This is a genomic window from Propionivibrio sp. (assembly GCF_041441355.1).
Taxonomy (GTDB): Bacteria; Pseudomonadota; Gammaproteobacteria; order Burkholderiales; family Rhodocyclaceae; genus Propionivibrio.
Window position 1 is genome coordinate 1 of record NZ_JASDTF010000029.1, and the last position, 21,372, is coordinate 21,372.

21 protein-coding genes are annotated in these 21,372 nt (G+C 65.2%); 12 read left to right on the plus strand and 9 right to left on the minus strand.

The window, feature by feature from the left end:
• The 8 genes from aspS to QMB55_RS11275 all read left to right on the plus strand — a co-directional run.
• The coding region (gene aspS, locus QMB55_RS11240; protein ID WP_497588799.1) for an aspartate--tRNA ligase at positions 1-1,182 on the plus strand (1,182 nt) is incomplete at its 5' end.
• 6 nt (positions 1,183-1,188) lie between these two features.
• Positions 1,189-1,617, plus strand: a complete 429-nt coding sequence (locus QMB55_RS11245; protein ID WP_497588800.1) for a guanyl-specific ribonuclease — start codon at positions 1,189-1,191, stop codon at positions 1,615-1,617.
• Positions 1,614-2,069 (plus strand): barstar family protein, encoded by a 456-nt coding sequence (locus QMB55_RS11250; protein ID WP_497588801.1) that lies wholly within the window; start codon positions 1,614-1,616, stop codon positions 2,067-2,069. The genes QMB55_RS11245 and QMB55_RS11250 overlap by 4 nt, the downstream gene beginning before the upstream one ends.
• Positions 2,066-2,524 (plus strand): dihydroneopterin triphosphate diphosphatase, encoded by a 459-nt coding sequence (nudB, locus tag QMB55_RS11255; RefSeq protein WP_497588802.1) that lies wholly within the window; start codon positions 2,066-2,068, stop codon positions 2,522-2,524. Before QMB55_RS11250 ends, nudB begins: the two co-directional genes overlap by 4 nt.
• A gap of 192 nt (positions 2,525-2,716) precedes the next feature.
• Positions 2,717-3,604, plus strand: a complete 888-nt coding sequence (gene argB, locus QMB55_RS11260; RefSeq protein WP_497588803.1) for an acetylglutamate kinase — start codon at positions 2,717-2,719, stop codon at positions 3,602-3,604.
• Positions 3,605-3,692: 88 nt separating this feature from the next.
• Positions 3,693-4,334, plus strand: a complete 642-nt coding sequence (locus QMB55_RS11265) for a pyrimidine 5'-nucleotidase (RefSeq protein WP_497588804.1) — start codon at positions 3,693-3,695, stop codon at positions 4,332-4,334.
• Between the two features lie 47 nt (positions 4,335-4,381).
• Positions 4,382-4,993: a nucleoid occlusion factor SlmA gene (slmA, locus tag QMB55_RS11270; RefSeq protein ID WP_497588805.1), complete on the plus strand. Its 612-nt coding sequence runs from the start codon at positions 4,382-4,384 to the stop codon at positions 4,991-4,993.
• Positions 4,990-6,063: an acyltransferase family protein gene (locus QMB55_RS11275; RefSeq protein ID WP_497588806.1), complete on the plus strand. Its 1,074-nt coding sequence runs from the start codon at positions 4,990-4,992 to the stop codon at positions 6,061-6,063. Before slmA ends, QMB55_RS11275 begins: the two co-directional genes overlap by 4 nt.
• Before the next feature lie 57 nt (positions 6,064-6,120).
• Here QMB55_RS11275 and QMB55_RS11280 read toward each other — a convergent pair whose 3' ends face one another.
• The 3 genes from QMB55_RS11280 to yihA all read right to left on the minus strand — a co-directional run bounded on the left by QMB55_RS11280 (position 6,121) and on the right by yihA (position 9,782).
• Positions 6,121-7,668, minus strand: a complete 1,548-nt coding sequence (locus QMB55_RS11280) for a methyl-accepting chemotaxis protein (RefSeq protein WP_497588807.1) — start codon at positions 7,666-7,668, stop codon at positions 6,121-6,123.
• Positions 7,669-7,808: 140 nt separating this feature from the next.
• Complete coding sequence (hemB, locus tag QMB55_RS11285; protein WP_497588808.1) at positions 7,809-8,825, minus strand: porphobilinogen synthase; 1,017 nt, start codon at positions 8,823-8,825, stop codon at positions 7,809-7,811.
• A gap of 243 nt (positions 8,826-9,068) precedes the next feature.
• Positions 9,069-9,782, minus strand: a complete 714-nt coding sequence (yihA, locus tag QMB55_RS11290; protein WP_497588809.1) for a ribosome biogenesis GTP-binding protein YihA/YsxC — start codon at positions 9,780-9,782, stop codon at positions 9,069-9,071.
• A 109-nt stretch (positions 9,783-9,891) separates the two neighbouring features.
• On the opposite strand from yihA, the gene QMB55_RS11295 reads away from it, so the two are divergent.
• Both QMB55_RS11295 and QMB55_RS11300 read left to right on the plus strand, forming a co-directional pair.
• Entirely contained in the window at positions 9,892-10,527 is a 636-nt protein-coding gene (locus tag QMB55_RS11295) for a c-type cytochrome (protein WP_497588810.1), read from the plus strand.
• 82 nt (positions 10,528-10,609) lie between these two features.
• A complete protein-coding gene (locus tag QMB55_RS11300) occupies positions 10,610-11,041 on the plus strand; it encodes a CBS domain-containing protein (RefSeq protein WP_497588811.1) in 432 nt (143 codons plus the stop codon).
• Positions 11,042-11,119: 78 nt separating this feature from the next.
• Here QMB55_RS11300 and gpmI read toward each other — a convergent pair whose 3' ends face one another.
• The 3 genes from gpmI to bioB all read right to left on the minus strand — a co-directional run bounded on the left by gpmI (position 11,120) and on the right by bioB (position 14,837).
• Positions 11,120-12,763, minus strand: coding sequence for a 2,3-bisphosphoglycerate-independent phosphoglycerate mutase (gpmI, locus tag QMB55_RS11305; RefSeq protein ID WP_497588812.1), 1,644 nt, complete (start codon positions 12,761-12,763; stop codon positions 11,120-11,122).
• Between the two features lie 156 nt (positions 12,764-12,919).
• Positions 12,920-13,816, minus strand: a complete 897-nt coding sequence (locus QMB55_RS11310) for a methyltransferase domain-containing protein (RefSeq protein WP_497588813.1) — start codon at positions 13,814-13,816, stop codon at positions 12,920-12,922.
• 19 nt (positions 13,817-13,835) lie between these two features.
• On the minus strand, positions 13,836-14,837 hold the full coding sequence (gene bioB, locus QMB55_RS11315; protein WP_497588814.1) for a biotin synthase BioB: 1,002 nt from the start codon (positions 14,835-14,837) through the stop codon (positions 13,836-13,838).
• A 153-nt stretch (positions 14,838-14,990) separates the two neighbouring features.
• Between bioB and QMB55_RS11320 the strand changes: the two genes are divergently transcribed.
• Both QMB55_RS11320 and QMB55_RS11325 read left to right on the plus strand, forming a co-directional pair.
• Positions 14,991-15,689 (plus strand): ComFC family protein, encoded by a 699-nt coding sequence (locus QMB55_RS11320; RefSeq protein WP_497588815.1) that lies wholly within the window; start codon positions 14,991-14,993, stop codon positions 15,687-15,689.
• Between the two features lie 76 nt (positions 15,690-15,765).
• Entirely contained in the window at positions 15,766-17,532 is a 1,767-nt protein-coding gene (locus tag QMB55_RS11325) for a PglL family O-oligosaccharyltransferase (protein WP_497588816.1), read from the plus strand.
• On the opposite strand, the gene QMB55_RS11330 is transcribed toward QMB55_RS11325, so the two are convergent.
• The 3 genes from QMB55_RS11330 to QMB55_RS11340 are packed head-to-tail and all read right to left on the minus strand — an operon-like array spanning position 17,525 to position 21,364.
• Entirely contained in the window at positions 17,525-18,760 is a 1,236-nt protein-coding gene (locus QMB55_RS11330) for a tetratricopeptide repeat protein (protein ID WP_497588817.1), read from the minus strand. The genes QMB55_RS11325 and QMB55_RS11330 overlap by 8 nt on opposite strands.
• 4 nt (positions 18,761-18,764) lie before the next feature.
• Positions 18,765-19,601 carry an ExeA family protein gene (locus QMB55_RS11335; RefSeq protein ID WP_497588818.1) on the minus strand — a complete coding sequence of 279 codons (837 nt, stop codon included), beginning with the start codon at positions 19,599-19,601 and terminating at the stop codon, positions 18,765-18,767.
• Between the two features lie 23 nt (positions 19,602-19,624).
• A complete protein-coding gene (locus QMB55_RS11340; protein ID WP_497588819.1) occupies positions 19,625-21,364 on the minus strand; it encodes a secretin GspD/PilQ domain-containing protein in 1,740 nt (579 codons plus the stop codon).
• Between the last annotated feature and the right edge of the window lie 8 nt (positions 21,365-21,372).

The window sequence follows — 21,372 nt, forward strand, 5'->3', positions numbered from 1 at the left end:
GACCGCTACTACCAGATCACCAAGTGCTTCCGCGACGAAGACCTGCGCGCCGACCGCCAGCCCGAATTCACCCAGGTCGATATCGAAACCTCCTTCCTCAACGAAGCCGAAATCACCGGCCTCATGGAAGAGCTGATCCGCCGCGTCTTCAAGGAAGCCATCGACACCGACCTGCCGAATCCCTTCCCGCGCCTGACCTACGCCGAAGCGATGCGCCGCTACGGCTCGGACAAGCCCGACCTGCGCGTGACGCTTGAGCTCACCGAGATCACCGACGTCGTGCGCGAAGTCCCGTTCAAGGTCTTCGCCACCGTTGCCAACAGCGATACCGGCCGCGTCGCCGCGCTACGCGTTCCGGGCGGTGCCAGCATGACGCGCGGCGAGATCGACGGCTACACGCAGTTCGTCGGCATCTACGGCGCCAAGGGCCTCGCCTACATCAAAGTCAACGACGCCAGCCAGATCAACGAAACCGGGCTGCAGTCGCCGATCGTCAAAAACCTCGACGAGGCCTCGCTCACGACCATCATGGCGCGTACCGGTGCCGAAACCGGCGACATCCTCTTCTTCTGCGCCGACAAGGCCAAGGTGGTCAACGACGCCCTTGGCGCCCTGCGCGTCAAGATCGGCCACGAGAAGGGCCACGTGAACGGCAAGGGCTGGGAGCCGGTGTGGGTCGTCGACTTCCCGATGTTCGACTACGACGAGGAAGACAAGCGCTGGGTCGCCTGCCACCACCCCTTCACCAGCCCCAAGGACGAGCACATTGAGCTGCTCGCCACCGATCCCGGCAAGTGCCTCGCCAAGGCCTACGACCTCGCGGTCAACGGCTGGGAACTCGGCGGCGGCTCGGTGCGGATTCACCGCGCCGACGTCCAGCAGCAGGTGTTCAAGGCCCTCGCGATCGACGAGGACGAAGCCCGTCTCAAGTTCGGTTTCCTGCTCGACGCCCTGAGCTACGGCGCGCCCCCGCACGGTGGCATCGCCTTCGGCCTCGACCGCATCGTGACGATGATGACCGGTGCCGAATCGATCCGCGACGTCATCGCCTTCCCGAAGACGCAGCGCGCGCAATGCCTGCTCACCGACGCCCCGAGCCCGGTCGACGAAAAGCAACTGCGCGAACTGCACATCCGCCTGCGCCAGAAAGTCGAAACGCAGGTCGACGTCGCTAAGGCCTAAGCCGCGATGCGCACCGTCCTGCGCTGGGCCGCCTCGCTGCGCCTCGTCACCCTCCTCGCGCTCGCCGCGCTGCTCGGATTCGGGCCACTCGGTCCGAACGCGCTGGCGCGCGAGGCGCTGCGCGCCGACACTTACCCGACGGTTCAACTCGCCGAACTACCGCCCGAAGCCAAGCAAACCCTGGCCCTGATCCAACGCGGCGGCCCCTTCCCGTATCCGCGCAAGGACGGAAGCACCTTCGGCAATCGGGAAAAGCGCTTGCCCATGCAGGCCAAGGGCTACTACCGCGAATATACCGTCCCGACCCCCGGCAGCCGTGATCGCGGCGCCCGGCGCATCGTCGCCGGCGAAGGCCGCGGCGGAGATGTCGCCACCTCGGGCGAGTACTACTACACCGACGATCACTACGGCAGTTTCCGCCGGATTCGGCAATGAGCGCTACCGACCGACCGTCACGCAGTCTGGAGCCCCTGCTCGCCCACCCGGAGCACGCCGGGGTCTATCACCTGCCGCACAGCGGCAGCGCCCAGCTGGAACAGGCGACGCAAGACCTCGGCTATGCTCAGTACGCCGTTGACCTCGGCGACGCGGCCGACCTCGATGCCGCACTCAGCGAAATCGGTCGCGCCCTCGCCTTCCCCGACTGGTACGGCCACAACCTCGACGCGCTGCACGACTGCCTGACCGATTTTTCCTGGCACGAAGCGCCGGGCTACGTCCTCCTGATCCGCGGCGCCGACCGCCTGCACGCCGACGAAAGCGCCTTCGCCGCGCTCAACGCGGTGTTTGCCGACGCGGCCGACTACTGGCGCGAAGACGGTGTGCCCTTCTGGGTCTTCTACGACCTGCGCGCCGACGGCCTCGCCGCCTTGCCGACCGTGGCATGACCGCCCCCAAGCGCCCGGTTTCCGTCCTCGTCGTCATCCACACGCCCGACCTGCAGATCCTGTTGCTCGAGCGCGCCGCGCATCCGGGCTACTGGCAATCGGTCACGGGCAGCCAGGAATACGACGAAACGCTGCGCGACACTGCACGCCGCGAAGTGCAGGAAGAAACCGGGCTGACCTTTCCCGACGCCGCGCTGCGCGACTGGCAGCAGACCAACGTCTACGAAATCTTCCCCGAATGGCGGCACCGCTACGCCCCGGGCGTCACCCACAACACCGAACACGTGTTCTCGCTGGAAATTCCGGCCCCTTGCGCGATCCAGCTCGCGCCCAACGAGCACTCGAACTACGGCTGGCTCCCCTGGCAAGACGCAGCCCCCCGCTGCTTCTCCTGGAGCAATCGGGACGCCATTCTCGCCCTCGCTCAGGGCCGGCACGGAAAGCCCACCGAATAAGGCGTCCAGCGCTGCTCTAACGCCCGCCCTGTCTCGTTCCTGGCACGGCGAATCGCCACCTACGCGCGGCGGAAGAAACGCCCACCGGCACCGGCCTCTGAACCCGGCCCCAACACGCGCCGCACGCCGGAATCGGCTTTTTATTTGCGCGCCCGGCAGGTAAAATTTCGCATCTTCTTGAGGAGCCCGACCATGACCCTTCCCCAATTCTCGCCGGCGCAAGAGGCCGCCATCCTGGCCGAAGCCCTGCCCTACATCAAGCGCTTCCACGGCAAGACCATCGTCGTCAAATTCGGCGGCAACGCCATGGTCGACGAAAGCCTCAAGGCCTGCTTCGCGCGCGACGTGGTGTTGCTCAAACTGGTCGGCATGAACGTCGTGGTGGTCCATGGCGGCGGCCCGCAGATCGAGAACCTGCTGACCCGCGTCGGCAAGAAGGGCGAATTCATCCAGGGCATGCGCGTCACCGACGCCGAGACGATGGAAATCGTCGAGATGGTGCTCGGCGGCCAGGTCAACAAGGACGTGGTCAACCTCATCAACCAGGCGGGCGGCAAAGCCGTCGGTCTCACCGGCAAAGACGCGGGCATGGTCCGCGCCAAGAAGCTGCTGCTCCAGAACCGCGACAACCACGCCGACCTGATCGACATCGGCATGGTCGGCGACATCACCCATGTCGACCCCTCGCTGATCAGCCACCTGCAAGCCGGCGCCTTCATCCCGGTGATCGCGCCGATCGGCGTCGGCGAAGAGGGCGAAACCTACAACATCAACGCCGACGTCGTCGCCGGCAAGATCGCCGAAACGCTCAAGGCCGAAAAGCTGATCCTGCTCACCAACACCCCGGGCGTGCTCGACAAGGCCGGCAAGCTGATCACCGACGTCACCCCGACCCAGATCGACGCGCTGGTCGAGGACGGCACGCTGCACGGCGGCATGCTGCCCAAGATCGGCTCGGCGCTCGACGCCGCGCGTAACGGGGTGAAGAGCGTGCACATCATCGATGGCCGCGTCGAACATGCACTGCTGCTCGAAATCCTGACCAACCACGGCTTCGGCACGATGATCAAGAACGCCTAAGCACCACGAAGGACACCTCGCCCGAGGCCGCCGCGAACACACCGTTCCGGCGGCCTTGCGCTTCTTCTGCCCAGGATTCTTCCCCACCATGCCCCGTCAGCGCACCTGGCTGTTCGACCTCGACAACACGCTACACGACGCCGAGGCGCGCATCTTCCCGCACCTTGACCGGGCGATGACGGCCTACATCCGCGAACATCTGGCCGTCGACGAGGCCACTGCCGACCACTTGCGCGCCCTTTACTGGCGTCGCTACGGCGCCACCCTGCGAGGACTGGTGCGCCATCATGGCGTCGATCCAGCGCACTTTCTGCAAGAAACGCACCGAATCCCCGAGCTACGCGCGCACCTGATCGCCGAACCCGGCCTCGCCGCCCTGCTCGAGCGTCTCCCGGGGCGCAAGATCATCTTCTCCAACGCCCCCGCGGCGTACGTCCAGCAGGTGCTGGGCGGACTGGGCATTGCGCACTGCTTTGCCAAGGTCTATTGCATCGAGCAACTCGATTACCTGCCCAAGCCGCATGCCGGCGCCTTTCTTCGCCTGCTGCAGCGCGAACGCCTCGCACCGCGGCAATGCATCCTGGTCGAAGACACGCGCGCCAATCTGGCGACCGCCAAGCGCCTGGGCATGAAAACCGTCTGGATCGCTCCGGGTACGCGCCGCGCCGCCTGTACCGACGTCAGGGTCACCCGGCTGCTCGACTTGCCCGCCCACCTCGGCAGGCTATAATCGGCGACGGCCCTTCAAATCTGACAAACGCATACAGGACGATGCTCATGGCAAAACCGGGCGAAAGAAGACTGCAGATTCTGCAAACGCTGGCCAGCATGCTCGAGCAGCCCAAGGGGGAGAAAATCACCACCGCTGCCCTGGCGGCCAAGCTGGAATGCTCGGAAGCCGCGCTCTACCGGCACTTCGCCAGCAAGGCGCAGATGTTCGAAGGCCTGATCGAGTTCATCGAGACCAGCCTTTTCGGGGTCATCAACCGGATCGCCGAGGACGAGCGCGACGGCCTCGTCCAAGTCGAACACATGCTCTCGCTGCTGCTCAATTTCGCGCAGCGCAACCGCGGCATGACCCGCGTCCTGATCGGCGATGCGCTGGTCAATGAGAACGAAAGGCTGCAAGCCCGGATCAACCTGCTGCACGACAAGATCGAAGCCGCGCTCAAGCAGGCGCTGCGCGTCGCCGCCACCCAGCAGCAGCTGGCCCCGGACGCCGAATTCGCGGCCCTGTCCAACGCCCTGCTCTGCTTCGTCGTCGGCCGCTGGCAGCAATACGCCAAGAGCGGCTTCGTCCGCGAACCGGCCGCACAATGGCCGCAACAATGGCCGATCCTGCTCGTCGCCTGCCTGAGTCAAAGCCCGCCCCAACCCGCCTCCACATGAGCTCCGAACCCCGCCACGCCCTCATCGACGCCCTCAAGGCGATCATCTCCCAGATCATCGTCCTGCATCACCTGGCCTTCTACGGCCCGATGTCCGACTACGCCGCGCCGCTGGCGCCCGAACTCTTCGCCTGGCTGTCCCAGTACGCACGCGTCGCGGTGCAAACCTTCCTCGTCGTCGGCGGCTTCCTGGCCGCACAAAGCCTGGCCCGCGACGGGACGCTCGTTGCCCGCCCGCTCGGACAATTGCTCGGCAAGCGTTTTCTCAAGCTGGTCCCGCCCTACCTTGCCGCGCTTGCACTCGCCCTCGTCGGCGCCGCCATTGCCCGCCAGCTGATGGCGCACGACTCCATCCCCGAGGCGCCAAGCCTCGGCCAACTGCTCACCCACCTCGTGCTGCTGCACGGCCACTTCGGCTTCGACGGCCTCTCGGCCGGCGTCTGGTACATCGGCATCGACTTCCAGCTTTACGCGTTGCTCTGCCTCACGCTCTGGCTCGCCGCCCGCGCCGCCCACCTTCCCGCGCAGGCCGCCCGCCTCGGGCGTGCGCTCGTCATGGCCTTGCTTGCAGCCTCGCTCTTCGTTTTCAACCGCGCCCCTAGCCTCGACAACTGGGCGATCTACTTCGTCGGCGCTTACGGTCTCGGTGCGATGGCCTACTGGGGGGTACGTCCTGGCCGCGTCTCGCCCGAATTCCTGCTCGCCGTCGCCATCGCCGTCGCGGCCCTGGCGCTCGATTTCCGCTCGCGCATCGCCATGGCGCTCGTCGTCGCGTTGCTGCTCGCACTCTCCCGCTTCCAACCGCGGCTGGCCGCCTGGCCATCGTCCTCGCTGATCGGCTGGCTGGGCAAGGTTTCCTACAGCGTCTTCCTCGTCCACTTCCCGGTCTGCCTGGTGGTCAACGGCGTCTTCGAACGCTTCGTCCCCCACACGCCCTGGCTGCAGTTGCTCGGAATCGTCCTCGCCTGGGGCGCAAGCCTCGCGGTTGGCGCACTTTTCCATCGCCACGTCGAACTGGCGACGCGGGGCTGGTGGCGCAGCCCGCGCGCCACGCCGAATCCGGCGCGTTAAAAAATAACGGCCGGTCCAGAACCTCGACCGGCCGCGTTGCTCCGCTAAGGTCCGACGCTACTTGTACGCGCCTGCGGCAACGATCAGGTCATCGCAGACTTCGATGTAAGCCGCCTTGTTCTCGAGGCGCTTGGTCGTCGGATCAACCGACTTGTATTCCTGCCAGCCGCGCCCGCGGGTGCGCGCGATCTCGATCCGTTCCTTGACGATGTACTTGCCGGTCGGGTCCTTGAAGTCGAGCATGTTTTCACCGATCTTCTCGCTGTTGCGCCCATGCGCAAGGCAGCGCCCCTGCAGGTCATAGACGAAGACGAACAGGTCGCGATTGACGAAATCGCCCTTCTTGTCGCTCAGATCGGCGAACGCCCGTTCGCGCCCGACGGCTTTGATGTGCGCGGTTGCGCGCCGCACCAACGCCTCGGCCTCGGCCGTCGTCCCCTTGAAGAAGGCGATCAGGCCACGCAATTCCGACGAAAGCTTGGCCAGGTCGCCCGCGGAGGTCTTGATCCTTTGGCTCGCTGCTAGCGAACCGCGAGTGATCTCGGCAATGCCTTCGAGGTTGTGCGTCACCTCGCCGACCGCTGAGGACTGTTCCTCGGTCGCACTGGCGATGCTCTGCACCTTCTCTTCATTCTGTCCTGAAGTCTCGACGATCATGTCGAGCGAACGACGCGCCTGCTGGGCCAGGCTCACGCCCTTGCCAACTTCGTCGCTGCCGTGCCGGATCGCGCTCACCGAACTCTCGGAGGCCCGCTGGATGTCCTGCACCCGCGAGGTCACGTCCTTGGTCGACTGGCTGGTCCGTTCGGAGAGGCTGCGCACCTCATCCGCCACCACCGCGAATCCTCGCCCCTGCTCGCCAGCCCGCGCCGCTTCGATCGCCGCATTGAGGGCCAGCAGGTTGGTTTGACCAGCGATGTCGTTGATCACGCCGATGATCTGCCCGATCTGCGCCGAACTCTGCCCGAGTTCGCTCATCGTTTGAGCCGCGGACTGGATCACCTGTGCGATGCGTTCCATGTCGGACGCCGTCGTCGCCACCGCCGCCCGTCCCTGCTCGGCACTCTCCAGCAACTGTTCGCTCGCCGCCGCCGAACTCGCCGCATGATTGGCGACATCGGCAATCGCTGCCGAGACCTGGTTCATGGCAGCGACGATCTCTTCAATCTTCTGCGTCAGCGACTCAGCCCCGGTGCTCAACTCGTCGGAGGCCGAGAAAAGCTGTCGGCTGCCCAGCGCGACGCTGTCAGAAACGATCTTCACGTTGGCGATCACCCCGCGCAACTTGAGACTCATCTGCTGCATCCCGGCCAGCAATTCGCCGATCTCATCACCGCTGCCGGCCTCGATTTCGACGTTGAGGTTACCGATCGCAATCGCGCCGGCCAGATGCTTCGCATCCTGCAAGGGCCGAACGATGCTGCGCGTCAGTCGCCAAGCGAAAATGCCGCCGCCCGCCACGACTGCGGCCAAGGCACAGAGCATGTAATTCCGCTCTCCACCCGGCATATTGAGAATGGCATACACCGCCAATGCGGCCGTGAGGACGATCACGACCCCGAACCCGAGATACAGGCGCATCCCGATTTGCAACTGCTTGAACACGGTCTCCCCCTCCCCCTAAACCTATTTCCACGTATCGTATTTTTTATTTAGGCAACCCGGCTTTTTCCGGGACGCACACCTGCTTGGGTACACGGCAAAATGCCCCGCGACTTTAGCCTGCTCCGGCCAGCGCAGCGGACTTAACCGTCGGCGCGCAAAGCTTCGGCCGCGTCGAGCGCAAAATAGGTGAGCACGCCATCCGCCCCGGCGCGCTTGAAAGCCAGCAGGCTTTCCAGGACGCACGCGCGCTCATCGAGCCAGCCGTTCATGGCCGCAGCCTTGAGCATCGCATATTCGCCGCTGACCTGATAAACGAAGGTCGGGACCGGATACGTTTCTTTCACCCGACGGACGATGTCGAGGTAAGGCATCCCGGGCTTGACCATCACCATGTCCGCGCCTTCGGCAAGGTCGAGTGCAACCTCACGCAACGCCTCGTCGCTGTTCGCCGGGTCCATCTGGTAGGTGTATTTGTTGCCTTTGCCGAGGTTGCCCGCCGAACCGACCGCATCGCGGAAAGGCCCGTAGAAGCTGGAGGCATATTTGGCGGAATAGGCGAGGATGCGGGTGTGAATCTGCCCGTCGGCATCGAGTGCGTGGCGAATCCGTCCGATCCGTCCGTCCATCATGTCCGAAGGCGCCACCACATCGGCGCCGGCCTGCGCGTGGGTGAGTGCCTGCTTCGCCAGCGCCTCGAGGGTTTCGTCGTTGAGCACGTAGGCCCGCGGATCATCCCGGACAATCAGTCCATCCTGGCCATGCGCGGTGTAGGGGTCGAGCGCCACGTCGGTGATGACGCCCAGCTCGGGAAACTCGCGCTTCAAGGCCTGAACGACGCGCGGCACGAGGCCATCGGGATTCCAGGCCTCTTCCGCCCCCCAGGTTTTTCCCGCCGCATCGACCACCGGAAACAGGGCCAGCGCCGGAATGCCCAGCGCAGAGGCCCGCTCGGCCGTCTTGAGCAGCAGATCGAGGCTCTGCCGCTCGACGCCCGGCATCGAGGCAACCGGTTCGCGCCGCCCTTCGCCGTCCAAGACGAACACCGGGTAGATCAAATCGTCGACGCTCAACCGCGTCTCGCGCATCAGGCGGCGTGAAAAATCGTCGCGACGCATGCGCCGCATCCGCGTCGAAGGAAAACCTGCGCCAGTACTCATCCTTATCCTCCTTGGCGGGCGAGTTTCCATCGCCCTCGGGCGCAAAATGCGACGCGCCGGGAACTAATCAAATGGGATCGACTCTCAATCTGCAGATGGTGCACGCCGTCTCCCGCTTCATCTCCCTGAGCGGGCGCCTTACGTCTAGGTAAGGCATTTTGCCCCCGGCTTATCCCTTGGCCGGGGGCGTTTTGTTTTTTAGGCCACAAACTGGATGATGGATGGGGCGGCCTCTCCCACTTTTCAAACTTTCGTTTTCCGCCCTCCTGCGCTCCGCGCGCTCCAGCCGATGGCCTTGCGGTTGCGAGGGCGGGCCTGCTTTTCCGTCCGCGGCGCTGACGGCGGCGGCAGATCGGGCTGAACCGCCATGTCCATCCAGGCTCCGAGAACGGCTTCGGCTTCGGCAACGCCAGTCCGTTTGAGGCTGGAGAAAAGCTGCACCGTGCAGTGTTCGCCCAGCCGCGCCAGTACGGCACCGACTTCGCGCAGCACGTCGGCCTGCTCCTGGCGGGTCAGCTTGTCGGCCTTGGAGAGCAAAACGTGGATCGGTTTGCCGGTCGGCGCGAACCATTCGAGCATCTGCAGGTCAAGGTCGGTCAGCGGATGTCGACAATCCATGATCACGACCAGACCGACCAGCGGCGATCGATAACGCAGGTAGGGGGCGAGCAGCCCTTCCCACTGGGCGCGGATCTCCTCGGGCGCCTTGGCGTAACCGTAACCGGGCAGGTCAACGAGGAATTTCCCGTCGGCGACGCGGAAGTAGTTGAGGTGCTGGGTACGGCCGGGGGTCTTCGAGACGAAGGCCAGCCGGGTATGGTTGGCGAGCGTGTTGATCGCCGACGATTTTCCGGCGTTGGAACGACCAGCGAAGGCCACCTCGCGCAAGGCATCGAGAGGAAGATCGTCAAGACGCGCGACGGTGGTCAGAAATTCGGCTTTATTGAATACGGGCATGGCGGATGGGCAGTTGCACGGCGAGCTTGGAGCCAGCCTGAAGTGCTATAGAATAACAGGTTTGGAGAGTGCCTTCTCCGGACCCTGACTCATTGACAGGAGTTTGTACATGATTCGCACCGCGGCCCTCGCGCTTCTACTGACCGGCAGCCTGACCGCCTTCGCGGCCGACAGCAGCCCGGCCACGCCCGACCTCGCCAAGGCAAAACAGACCGCGGAAACGGTGTGCGCGGCTTGCCACGGCCCCGACGGTAACAGCCCGACTTCGGCCTACCCGAACCTGGCTGGCCAAGGCGCCGACTACCTGCACAAGCAGCTCGCCGACTTCAAACCCGGCGACGGCAAGCCTGCAGCCCGGCCCAACGACATCATGGCCGGAATGGCCTCGATGCTCTCGCCGGAAGACATGAGCGCCATCGCGCTCTATTTCTCCAAGCAGAAGATCAAGCCTTCGGCGGCCACCGACCCCAAGCTCGTCGAAGTCGGCAAGCAACTCTGGCGCAAGGGCGACTTCGAACGCGGCATTCCGGCCTGTGCCGGTTGCCACGGTCCGGCCGGCGCAGGCCTGCCGTCGCAGTACCCGCGCCTCGCAGGACAGTATGCCGAATACACCGTCCAGCAGTTGAAGAACTTCCGCGCCGAGGAGCGCTCCAACGATCCTGAGCGCATGATGCGCACCATCGCCGACAAGATGTCGGACCGTCAGATCAAGGCGGTTGCCGACTACATCGCCGGCCTGCGCTAAACGCGTTCTGAATCCGCTCGCTTCCCGCACGCCGCTTGGCGCGCGGGCCCTTTCCGGTCGTCCGACGCACGAAGGGAGTCCCATGAGAACGCTCAAGCAGTTCATCGACAGCCGGCCGCGCAAGCTCGCGGCCATCAGCCCTGAACAGTCCGTCCTGCGCGCCCTGGAAATCATGGCCGAATACGACGTCGGCGCGCTCCTGGTCCTCGACGGCAGGAAACTCGTCGGGGTGTTCTCCGAGCGCGATTACGCGCGCAAGGTCATCCTTCAAGGCAAGGCTTCGCGCAACACCAAGGTCAGCGAAGTGATGACCGGGCGGGTTTGCTACGTCGGCCTCGACACCAGCTTTGAGGAATGCATGGCGCTGATGACCGAAAAACGCTTCCGCCACCTGCCCATCCTCGACGCCGAGCAGAATGTCGTCGGCGTCATCTCGATCGGCGACGTGGTCAAGGAACTCCTGGGCCAGCAGCAGTTCATCATCGGCCAGATGGAAAAATACATCACCGGCTGAGGCTCAATGCAAAAATGCCGACCCCGCAGGATCGGCATTTTTGCTTGCGGCACCGGCAACGCCGGCACGCATCCAGGCTCAGGCGCGGATTTCGAGCACGCTCTCGTCCCACTTGGCATGTTTCTCATGGCCAAGCAGGTTGGCCGTGGTTGCGGCGATGTTCGAAAGCCCGGCCCCCGGCAAGGCTTTCAGCCCCAGCTTGCCACCGGTGACGTTGTCGTAGAGGATCAGCGGCACCGGGTTGAGCGTGTGCGCGGTCTTGGCCTTGAACGAGCCGTCCTTGTTGGTTGCCGGCGCGCCGGTCTTCTTGTTCACCTCGTACATTTCGTCGGCATTGCCGTGGTCAGCCGTGATCAGCGCCACTCCGCCCATCGCATCGATCACCGGCAAGATGCGCGCCAACGCCAGATCGACGGCCTCGACGGCCATCGTCGCGGCGCGAAAACTGCCGGTGTGGCCGACCATGTCGCCGTTGGCGAAGTTGCATCGCAACGTGCGGTACTGCCCGCTTCGCAGGGCCTCGATCATCGCGTCGGCGATCTCGGCGGACTTCATCCACGGCCGCTGCTCGAAGGGCACCACGTCGCTCGGCACTTCGCAGTAGGTTTCGCCGTCGAACTTGCCCGAGCGGTTGCCGTTCCAGAAGTAGGTCACATGACCGAACTTCTGCGTCTCCGAACACGCAAACTGAGTGATTCCGGCCTTGGCGAACCATTCGCCCATGGTGTCCTGGATGGCCGGGGGATCGACGAGGAAGCGGCGCGGCAGCTTCAAGTCGCCGTCGTACTGCAGCATGCCGGCGTAGGTCACGCGCGGCAAACGCACGCGATCGAACTTGTCGAGCGCAGCATCTTCGAAGGCGCGCGTGATCTCGATCGCGCGGTCGCCGCGGAAGTTGAAGAGCACCACGCTGTCACCGTCAACGATGGGGCCGAGTGCTTGGCCATTCTCGGCAATGACGAAGGCCGGCAGGTCCTGGTCGATGGTGCCCGGGAACTGCTCGCGCAGTGCCCGCACCGCGTCGGCGGCACTCGCGAACTGAACGCCTTCGCCGAGCACGTGCGTTTTCCAACCTTCTTCGACCATCTTCCAGTTGGCGTCGTAACGGTCCATGGTGATCTTCATCCGCCCGCCGCCGGAGGCGATGCGCGCGTCGAAGTCCGCACCGTTCAAGCCCGCAAGGAAGGCTTCGAAGGGCTCGATGTAGTCAAGCGCGCTGGTTTCCGGCACGTCGCGCCCGTCGAGCAGGATGTGCAGGCGAACGCGGCGCACGCCCTCGGCCTTGGCACGCGTGACCAGCGCCTTGAGGTGATCGATGTGGCTGTGCACGTTGCCGTCGGAGAAGAGCCCCAGGAAATGCAAGGTCGACGCCGGCCCCGCAAGGCCCGCCACGACGTCCTTCCAAGCCTGCCCTTCCCAGATCTTGCCGCTGGCGATGGCGTCGGCGACCAGCGCCGCGCCCTGGCTGTAGACTTGCCCGGCGCCGATGGCGTTGTGTCCGACTTCCGAGTTGCCCATGTCTTCGTCCGACGGCATGCCGACGGCGGTGCCGTGCGCACGCAGGGCGATGTTCGGGTAATTGGCAAACAGCCGGTCGAGGGTCGGTTTCTTGGCCGCAGCGATGGCGTTGCCGACTTCGCTCTTGGAGAGGCCGTAGCCGTCCATGACGATGGTCACCACAGGGCCGGTAATCCCGGGGAAGGAAGCGAGTTTCTGCAGCATGGCGTGAATTCCCGAAACGATTGAGAACGCGAGGCGTCGCCCCGGGCTTCAGCATAGCCCCGGCAGCGGGCGCGACAAGCTCGGGATCATAGCAAATCCGCGCCCCGCGGTCGCCCTGACGAAAGGCAGAGGGGAATCCGCCGCGGAACGGGCGCGTCAGCGCAAACGCTGTTTCGGGTCGAAACGGACGATGGCCGCACCGTCGGCGGTTTTCCTCGGCGCGACTTTCCAGGCGTGGCCGTAGACGACTTCCAGCGTCACCGGCAAGCGGCCATCTTGGCGCAACGCCTCGTAGTTCGCACGTGCCGCAGCCCAAGCCCCCCGCCCGGTAAGGCCGCGCGGTCGGTCGAAGAGGCCGTTGCTGGCGCCGTTGCGGCGCAACTCGTCCACCAGCGCATCGAAAGAGGGGTAGGTCACGGTCAGCCGTTCGGCGTCCATCACCGGATCGGCGAAACCGCATTCGACAAGCATGTCGCCGTAATCGTGCAGATCGATGAAGCGCAGGCTGCGCGCCGCGCCGTCAGGGAAGCACGCGCGCAGCTCCTTGAGCGAGTCCGGGCCGAGGGTGGAAAACATCAGCAAGCCATCCACTTCGAGCACGCGGTGCATCTCGCGCAGCGCCGGTTGCGGATCGGCCAGCCAATGCAGGAGCAGGTTCGACCAGACGAGTCCTTGCGAACCGGCGGCAAAGGGCAAGGCCGCTGCGTCGGCGGCGACGAGCGCACTCTTCGCCCCGCGCAAAAAAGGCATCAGCCAGCGCAGGCGGCTGCGCGGCGCCAGGCTGGCGCGCAGCATCGGCTCGGAGAAATCGGCGCCAATCACCTGCGCCCGTGGATAGCGTTCGCCCAGCGCAGCGAGCGTCGCACCCGGGCCGCAGCCGAGGTCGAGGACGCGTTGCGGCTCGATCTTGACGTAATCGAGCCGCTCCAGCATGCGCCCCGCAATTTCGCGGGGCAGCACGGCGGCCGCTTCGTAGTCCGCGTAGTTTCTGGCGGCGCGTGCAGCGTTGCGCCGCACCTGGCGGACGTCGACGAAGGGGGGCGTCGGGTTCAAGCCAGCAAGGGGTTACTGATCAGATCGCACGCAGGCCAAGCTTCTCGAACAGCTGCTGGTCGCGGTCCACACCCGCGTTGGTCGTGGTCAGCAGTTTGTCGCAGTAGAAGATTGAGTTGGCGCCGGCAAAGAAACACATCGCCTGCATTTCGTCGCTCATCACCTCGCGCCCGGCCGAAAGCCGAACGAAGCTCTTGGGCATGGTGATGCGCGCCGCGGCGATGGTGCGCAGAAACTCGAAGTTGTCGATCTTGTCCTTCTCGGCCAGCGGCGTGCCGGGAATCGCCACGAGGTTGTTGATCGGCACCGAATCCGGCGCCGGATTGAGGTTGGCCAGTTGGGCAACCATCGCCGCGCGGTTGCGGCGCGACTCGCCCATCCCCAGGATGCCGCCCGAGCAGACCTTGATCCCGGCACCGCGCACCTTGCTGATCGTATCGACGCGATCGGCGTGGGTGTGGGTGGTGATCACCTTGTCGTAGAACTCGGCGTCGGTGTCGAGGTTATGGTTGTAGTAATCGAGGCCGGCCTCCTTGAGCTGCTCGGCCTGGCCGTCCTTGAGCATGCCCAGGGTAACGCAGGTTTCCATGCCCAGCGCCTTGACCTCGCGAATCATCTGGGTAACGACCTCCAGCTCCTTTTCCTTCGGCCCGCGCCAGGCCGCGCCCATGCAGAAGCGCGACGCACCCTTGGCCTTGGCTTCGCGCGCCGCAGCGAGGACATCCTCGACCTGCATCAGCGCCTCGCGCTCGGTCGCCTTGTAGCGCGCCGACTGCGAGCAGTAATTGCAGTCTTCGGGGCAGCCGCCGGTCTTGATCGAAATCAGCGACGAACGCTGCACTTCGTTCGGATCGAAGTTCTCACGGTGCACCTGCTGCGCGCGGTACAAGAGATCCATCAGCGGCAACTGGTACAACGCCTCGACCTGCGAGACGGTCCACTTCGCCGAAGCTGCGGCGGGGGCTGCGGGCGCAGCGGTCGTTGCCACGGCTTCGGCCGTTGCGGGAGCAATCGTATTCATCGGTAAAACCTTGCAGAAAAGTGCTGCTCACACGCCATACCGCGCAGCGATCGGGCATCGCGAGCCAGCCAACAGACCGGGGGCATAAAAGCGTACCCAACCCGGCGGGAAAGGAGTAATTTTACCCCGAAACAAGGACTTGAAAGCGCGCGGATGGCTGCAATCGGTAATGGTCACCATATCGGACACGCACAGGACTGCCTGCTCTGCGCCGACGCCACGCGCGGCCCGACGCCGCTCTGCGCGGCCTGCCTTGCCGACCTGCCGCGCGCGCCGCAACCAGCCTGCCCGCACTGCGCCCGCCCCTCGCCGACGGGAAGCGCCTGCGGTGCCTGCCTGCGCATTCCGCCTCACTTCGACAGCGTCCGCGCCGCCTTCCGGTACACCTATCCTTTCGACCGCCTGCTTCAGGATTTCAAATACGGCCACCGGCTCTCGCTCGCCCCGTGGTTGAGTCAAGAACTGACCCGGATCGGACAGGGAGTCGACGCCGATCGCATCGTTCCCTTGCCGCTCCATGCCGCGCGGTTGCGTCAACGCGGCTTCAACCAGACCGTGCTGCTCGCCCGCCCGCTCGCCGCCGTTCGTGGCCGACCGCTCGCCACCGATCTGCTGGAACGCCGACTCGACACGCCGCCTCAGGCCGAGCAAGCTCTGGCCGCACGCCACCGCAACGTGCGCGGCGCTTTTCACTGCAACGACGACCTGAGCGGCTGCCGCATCCTGCTCGTCGACGACGTGATGACCAGCGGTGCGACACTCGACGAAGCCGCACGCACGCTCAAATTGCACGGCGCCGTGCGCGTCGACGCCCTCGTCCTGGCGCGCGCCCTGCCGGCGCAGGACACATGAACCCAGGCTTCCGTCGCCGGCCGAACGCCCGCATAATCGCAGCCACACCAACGGCATAAGCACGCATCCCTCCGCAATGCAAACCCTCACCTGGCACACCCGCGCCAGCCTGGCCGCTTTGTGCGCCATGCTTACGCTGCCTTTTCTCAACCCCCATCATTTCCATCCGATTCCAACCTTCTATCCGGAATGGACGGCCGCAGCCTGTGCGCTGCTGGCCGCAACGCTCCTTTTGCAAAGCAAGGTTTACGCCCACCTCTCGCTTCCCCGGATCTCCCTGCTGCCCTTCGGTCTCGCCGCCCTGACCCTGTTGCATCTGGCGTTCGGCCGAGCGCCATCGACCACGCAAGCATTGCTCGTGCTGCTCTATCTGCTCTGGGGCACGCTCATGCTCGTCCTCGGCCGAGCGCTCACCCACCACATCAGCCTGGAACGGCTGGCCGTCACCGGCGCCCTCGCGCTTTTAGTCGGCAGTCTGTTGTCCGCCCTCCTGCTTGCCTGCCAACTCATGAGCCCGGACCTTGGTTTGGCTTGGGCGAATTATGTTTTCGCTCACGTCAAAGGCGGCGGCAACCTCGCCCAGGCCAACCACCTTGCCAACTACCTGTGGCTGGGCCTGGTTTCGGCCTTGTTCCTCCACGCCCGCGGCACGCTGGGCACGGTCAGTTTTTTTGTCACCGGAACCACACTCCTCAGCGCCGCCAGCCTGACGGGGTCGCGCAGCGTCCTGCTTTACGCCGCGGCGATGACCTTGCTGGCCTTTTGGGCAGCGCGCCGCACACCAAGCCCGGATTTGCGCCGACTGGCATGCGCCGCCGCAGGCTTGGCCACCCTCTGCATCGTCTTGCAATTCCTGTTCAGTCACCTCCAACTCAGCAGCAGCCTGCAGACCAACCTTGCGGGCGAGCGCATTTTCCGTGAAGTGGAGGGGACCTCGATCCGCCTCCAGCTCTGGCATACCGCCTGGCGCATGTTTACCGACCACCCCTGGCTGGGCTACGGCGTCGGGCAATTCCCTTTCACCGCCTTTCGATTGGCGGGGGAGCACCCCGACACTTACGTCGGCGGCGGCGAACACGCGCACAACATCGTCATGCACCTGCTCGCCGAATACGGGCTCGGCGGGGCGCTACTCTTGATAGGCACCACGCTCGCCTGGTGGCTGCATTTCGCTCGCCAGGACTGGACATGCGCGCGCGTTTGGGTTGCTGGAATACTGCTCGTCATCGGCATCCACAGCCAGCTCGAATACCCGCTTTGGCACACGTTCTTCCTCGGCATCGCGGCCCTGCTGCTCGGCGCAGGAAGTCGAGACGGCTGGCCCCTTCAACGCACCAACCTCGGCCGAGTGGTGCTGAGCGGCATGTTGCTGCTCGGTACGGTAACGCTGGTAAATCTGGGGCGCGATTACCGCAGCCTCGAGCACGCCCTCAACCCGAAACTCCGACCGCAAGCCGAACGACAGGACTGGAACACCACCGTGTCCATGCTTTCCCGCTTGCACCGCAACTCGCTCTTCGCTCATTACGTCGAACTGGTCTATGCCTTTCAAATGACGGTCAGTCGCGAAGCGCTTGCGGACAAAATCGTCGTCGGCGAACAGGCGCTCCGCCTCTCCCCTGCCGACGCCATCGCTTACAAATACGCGTTTCTGCTCGGTCTCACGGGGCGCACGGAAGAGGCGCAGCAAGCGCTGCACCGCGCCATCGCCAGCCATCCGGCCTACAAGGCCACGGCCGCGCACCAATTGACCATCCTGCTGCGCGAATATCCGGAACTCATGCCGCTTCGCGGCCTGCTGCCCAAGACGAAGCAAACACCGAGGGCTGACGACGCTACCTGAGCTTCTGCTCGACGAGGCGCTGCAGTTCGGGCGACAACTTGCCGCTGCGTCGTGCCGTCTGCCAGGCGTCGCGCGCTTCATCGGTGCGCCCTTCGGCGTCCAGCGCCAACCCCAGGCCCAGCCACCAGCGGCCGTCGTCCGGGGCGCTGCGCAGGGCGCGCCGGTAATGTTGCGCGGCCTCCTGCGGCTTGCCGAGGCGCTGCAGGACATGTCCGGCAAAGCCCTGGTAATCGGCGTTGGCGCCGGCCGCCGGTTCGGAATGCTGGAGAACGCGCCAAGCTGCGGCGTAATCGTCACGCTCGGCGTGCAGGCGCGCCAAGCTCATCGCCCAGCCGATCTGCGCCGGCAAAACTTCAAGCCCTTCGGCCAGCACTTGCATCGCCGCTTCGGTCTGCCGGGCTTCCAGTTGCAAGCGCACGAGCAACTGCCGGGCCGGCGCATGGAGGGCGTCCAGGCGCAAGGCCTCGCGCAACTGCTTAGCCCCCTCATCGAGCCACCCCTGGTTGATCGCCGCGATCGCCTGACGATAGTCGGCCTCAGCGCGTTCACGTGCTGAAGGCTGTGCCGCACTGCGGGTGATCGCCGCATCGGCCACAGCCCCTCGCCGGGCATCCTTCCCGGCGACTTTCTCCGTTGCCCCGCCCTCGGCGTTACCACTCTTTCCGCTCTCTTTTCCGGTGCTTTTCCCACGCTCCTGAGCCGGTGCGCGTTCGGCACTCGCGCGCGACGCTGAAGCCAACGGCTGAGTTTTCTCGCGTTCGCCACGCTCGGAACGCGCTCCGCTTGCCGCGACAGGCGCAGCGGGAGTCGTCACTGCAGGTTGCAACTGCAGTTGCTCGGAGAGACGCAGGGGCTCGCCAGCACTGTCCGGCGCGTGCGCAAGCGGGACGGGGTCAAGCGGGGCTGAGACGGCTGGCGTCGGCGGCTCGGCAGGCACTGCGGCGGCAGAAGCAGCAGGATTGGAGGCGTACGCCGGGGGCGCGGAGGACGCTTCATGCCCCGCGCCGGAAGTCGCCAAGGCGCTCCGCAGGCGCGGCCAGACGTCGTCGAAGCGCCACAAGGCCACCGCCGCCAACGCCAGCACCGCTGCGGCCAGAAGCAGTTGACGCGACCGACGCGGCTCGCGTAGCGCCGGCAAGGGCCGCACCGCGCTGGGCAGCGTCAGCCCCGGGACCTGGGTGGCGCGCCGGGCTTCGAGGTCCTGCAACATCTGATTGATCAGGCTCATCGCGTCACCACCATCGCCACCAGCGCATCGGCCGCGCGCCTTCGGTATCGCGCCGCGCCTCACGCACATGCCGCCGGTGGACACTCTGACGCCCTTCGCCGAACACCGAGAGCAGCGCCTTGTGCGCCAGAATATTGACCAGGCGCGGCGTGCCGGCGCTGGCCTCGAACAGGGCCCGCAGGGCGGCATCAGTAAACAGCCCTTCGCCGCGGTAGCCGGCGACGTAGAGCCGGTGCGCAACATAGAGTCCGATCTCGTCGCGCTTCAAACCGCCGAGGCGGTAGTGGAAGGCAATTCGCTGTTGCAGCTGTCGGACCTCAGGACGGCGCAGTTTTTCGTCGAGCTCGGGCTGCCCGAAGAGGACGATCTGCAACAGTTTGCGTTTTTCAGTTTCGAGGTTGGAGAGCAGACGCAAGGTCTCGAGCGTCTCGATCGGCATCGCCTGCGCTTCGTCGATGCAGACCACCACACGCTTCCTCGCCCGTGCGAAGTCGAGCAAGGCGTGATTGACGCGGCGCAGCAGCCGGTAAGGCTCAAGGCCGCATGCATCCTTGAGCCCCAACTCCTCGGCCAAGGCCTGCAGAAGCATGTCCGGCCCCAGGCTCGGGTTAGGCAAGTAGGCACTCACCCATTCATCACCCAAGGTCTGCAGCAGGCGCCGGCAAAGCAGGGTCTTGCCGGTACCGACCTCGCCGCTGATTTTGACGAAGCCTTCGCCCTGCGTCAGCGCCAGCAGCAGGGTATTGATCGCCTCCTGATGGTGCTGCAGTGAATAGGCATAAGCCGTGTCCGGGGTGATCCCGAAAGGCAGTTCGTTCAGCCCGAAATGTTTCTGATACACGCGCGCTCCATGCTCCGCCCGGCTTACTGGCGCGGCGCCGGCGAACGCCGCGGGTCGTATTCGAGCAGGCGCTGCTGCGTCTCGACCAGGTCGTCCTTCCAGCTCGATTCGTTGCGGATGATCGTCGGCTTGATCAGGATCACAAGTTCGCTCTTGTTGTTGTAGTTCGAACGACCGCCAAAGAGCAGGCCCAGGCCGCCCGAACTGGTCGTTCCCGGCAGCCCGTTGCTGCTCACGCCCTGTTCCTGTTTCATCAGGCCGCCGATGGCGACGATGTTGCCGTCCTGCACGCGCACCACGCTGTCGGTTTCGTTGACCGTGCTGTTGGCAAGCGGCAGGGTGAATTGCCCGAGCGAGCCCAAGTCGATCACCTTCTGCTTTTCGGTGACCACGCTGATCGACGGATGCACGTGCAGCACGATGTTGTTCTCGCCGTCGATCTGCGGCGTGATGTCGAGCGCGATCCCCGAGAAGAAGGGCTGCAGGGTGATCGTCGGCGTGGTCACGTTGCTCGCCCCGGTGGTGGTGGTGGTCGAGCTGACGTTGGTGACGTAGAACTCGTCGGTGCCGACCTTGAGCACCGCCTTCTGGTTGTTGACGCTGGCAATGCGCGGGCTCGACAACACCTGAACGTTGCCCTGCGTTTCGAGGAAGTTGAGCAAAGCGGCGAAGTTGGCGCTCTGGAAAGCCAGGCCGAAGAAGCCCGAGCCGAGCTTGGTCGCCGCCGCCGCGCCGCCCGCGCCGGGCAAAACCCCGATTCCGGGGCCGATCACGCCACCGGTGCTGGTGCTCGCGGAATTGGCCTTGCCGCCGGTATTGAGGCTGACCCCGGGCTGCATGGCACCGACCGAGAAACGGTTGTCGCCGCCGCCAAAGTAGTTCCAGTTCACCCCGGCCTGGAATTGTTCGTTGAGCTGCACCTGGATGATCTTGGCTTCGAGCATCACCTGCCGCTCGGCGATCAGCTGCGTCATGCGCAGGTAGTCTTCCACGGCGCGCAATTCGCTCGGCATGGCCTTGACCATCACCACCCCGGATGCCGGGTTGAGCACCACCGCGCGCCCGTCCTGGGTGCCGACGACGGTGCTCAGCGCCTGCGCCAGATCGCGCCAGAAATCGGCCGTCTGCGTGGTCGAGATCTGGCTGCTTGGCAACGCCGTCGTGCTCGTCGCCCCGCTGCCGGCCGGAACGCCCGGCACCGCCGGGGCTCCCGGCGTCGTCGGATTGCTCGTCGAAGCCGAGATCGAACTCGAAATCACGCGCACTTCCGACTGCCCCTGGCGCTTGTTGGCCAGGTAATTGATCTGGAACAGCCGGGTCTGCATCGTGTTCGGCTGGATGTGGATGCGCGTGCCCTGAAACCGGAACTCATAGCCGTACAGGTCACGCAGCGTCTCGAGCGCTTCGCGCACGGTCACGCTCTTGAGGTTAACGGTCACGTTGCCGGCCACTTCCGGCGCCACCAGCATGCTGTAGCGGGTGCCGCTGACCAGCGCCATGAACACCTGCGCCGCCGGCGCATTGCTCACCGCCAAGTCGAAGCGTGGCTCGACGCTTTGCGCCGACGCCGGCAGATCGAGCTGCAAGGGCGGCAACATGGCCTGACCGAGCGCATCGTCCGTCCCTTTGCTCCGGCTGCCGACCGCGCCCTGCATTTCCTCGCCGATCCGGTCGAAGGTCTGGCCCGGCGCGCGCGGCTGCACTGCGCACCCGGCCATGGCCAGAATCAACAGAGCGAACAGCAGCTTGAACATCGGTCTCATGGCACTCC

What these genes read in the sequence shown, in the direction of transcription:
- QMB55_RS11245 (WP_497588800.1), top strand. Translation starts at nt 1,189, where the DNA reads ATGCGCACCGTCCTGCGCTGGGCCGCCTCGCTGCGCCTCGTCACCCTC.
- QMB55_RS11250 (WP_497588801.1), top strand. Translation starts at nt 1,614, where the DNA reads ATGAGCGCTACCGACCGACCGTCACGCAGTCTGGAGCCCCTGCTCGCC.
- nudB (WP_497588802.1), top strand. Translation starts at nt 2,066, where the DNA reads ATGACCGCCCCCAAGCGCCCGGTTTCCGTCCTCGTCGTCATCCACACG.
- argB (WP_497588803.1), top strand. Translation starts at nt 2,717, where the DNA reads ATGACCCTTCCCCAATTCTCGCCGGCGCAAGAGGCCGCCATCCTGGCC.
- QMB55_RS11265 (WP_497588804.1), top strand. Translation starts at nt 3,693, where the DNA reads ATGCCCCGTCAGCGCACCTGGCTGTTCGACCTCGACAACACGCTACAC.
- slmA (WP_497588805.1), top strand. Translation starts at nt 4,382, where the DNA reads ATGGCAAAACCGGGCGAAAGAAGACTGCAGATTCTGCAAACGCTGGCC.
- QMB55_RS11275 (WP_497588806.1), top strand. Translation starts at nt 4,990, where the DNA reads ATGAGCTCCGAACCCCGCCACGCCCTCATCGACGCCCTCAAGGCGATC.
- hemB (WP_497588808.1), bottom strand. Translation starts at nt 8,825, where the DNA reads ATGAGTACTGGCGCAGGTTTTCCTTCGACGCGGATGCGGCGCATGCGT.
- yihA (WP_497588809.1), bottom strand. Translation starts at nt 9,782, where the DNA reads ATGCCCGTATTCAATAAAGCCGAATTTCTGACCACCGTCGCGCGTCTT.
- QMB55_RS11295 (WP_497588810.1), top strand. Translation starts at nt 9,892, where the DNA reads ATGATTCGCACCGCGGCCCTCGCGCTTCTACTGACCGGCAGCCTGACC.
- QMB55_RS11300 (WP_497588811.1), top strand. Translation starts at nt 10,610, where the DNA reads ATGAGAACGCTCAAGCAGTTCATCGACAGCCGGCCGCGCAAGCTCGCG.
- gpmI (WP_497588812.1), bottom strand. Translation starts at nt 12,763, where the DNA reads ATGCTGCAGAAACTCGCTTCCTTCCCCGGGATTACCGGCCCTGTGGTG.
- bioB (WP_497588814.1), bottom strand. Translation starts at nt 14,837, where the DNA reads ATGAATACGATTGCTCCCGCAACGGCCGAAGCCGTGGCAACGACCGCT.
- QMB55_RS11320 (WP_497588815.1), top strand. Translation starts at nt 14,991, where the DNA reads ATGGCTGCAATCGGTAATGGTCACCATATCGGACACGCACAGGACTGC.
- QMB55_RS11325 (WP_497588816.1), top strand. Translation starts at nt 15,766, where the DNA reads ATGCAAACCCTCACCTGGCACACCCGCGCCAGCCTGGCCGCTTTGTGC.
- QMB55_RS11330 (WP_497588817.1), bottom strand. Translation starts at nt 18,760, where the DNA reads ATGAGCCTGATCAATCAGATGTTGCAGGACCTCGAAGCCCGGCGCGCC.
- QMB55_RS11340 (WP_497588819.1), bottom strand. Translation starts at nt 21,364, where the DNA reads ATGAGACCGATGTTCAAGCTGCTGTTCGCTCTGTTGATTCTGGCCATG.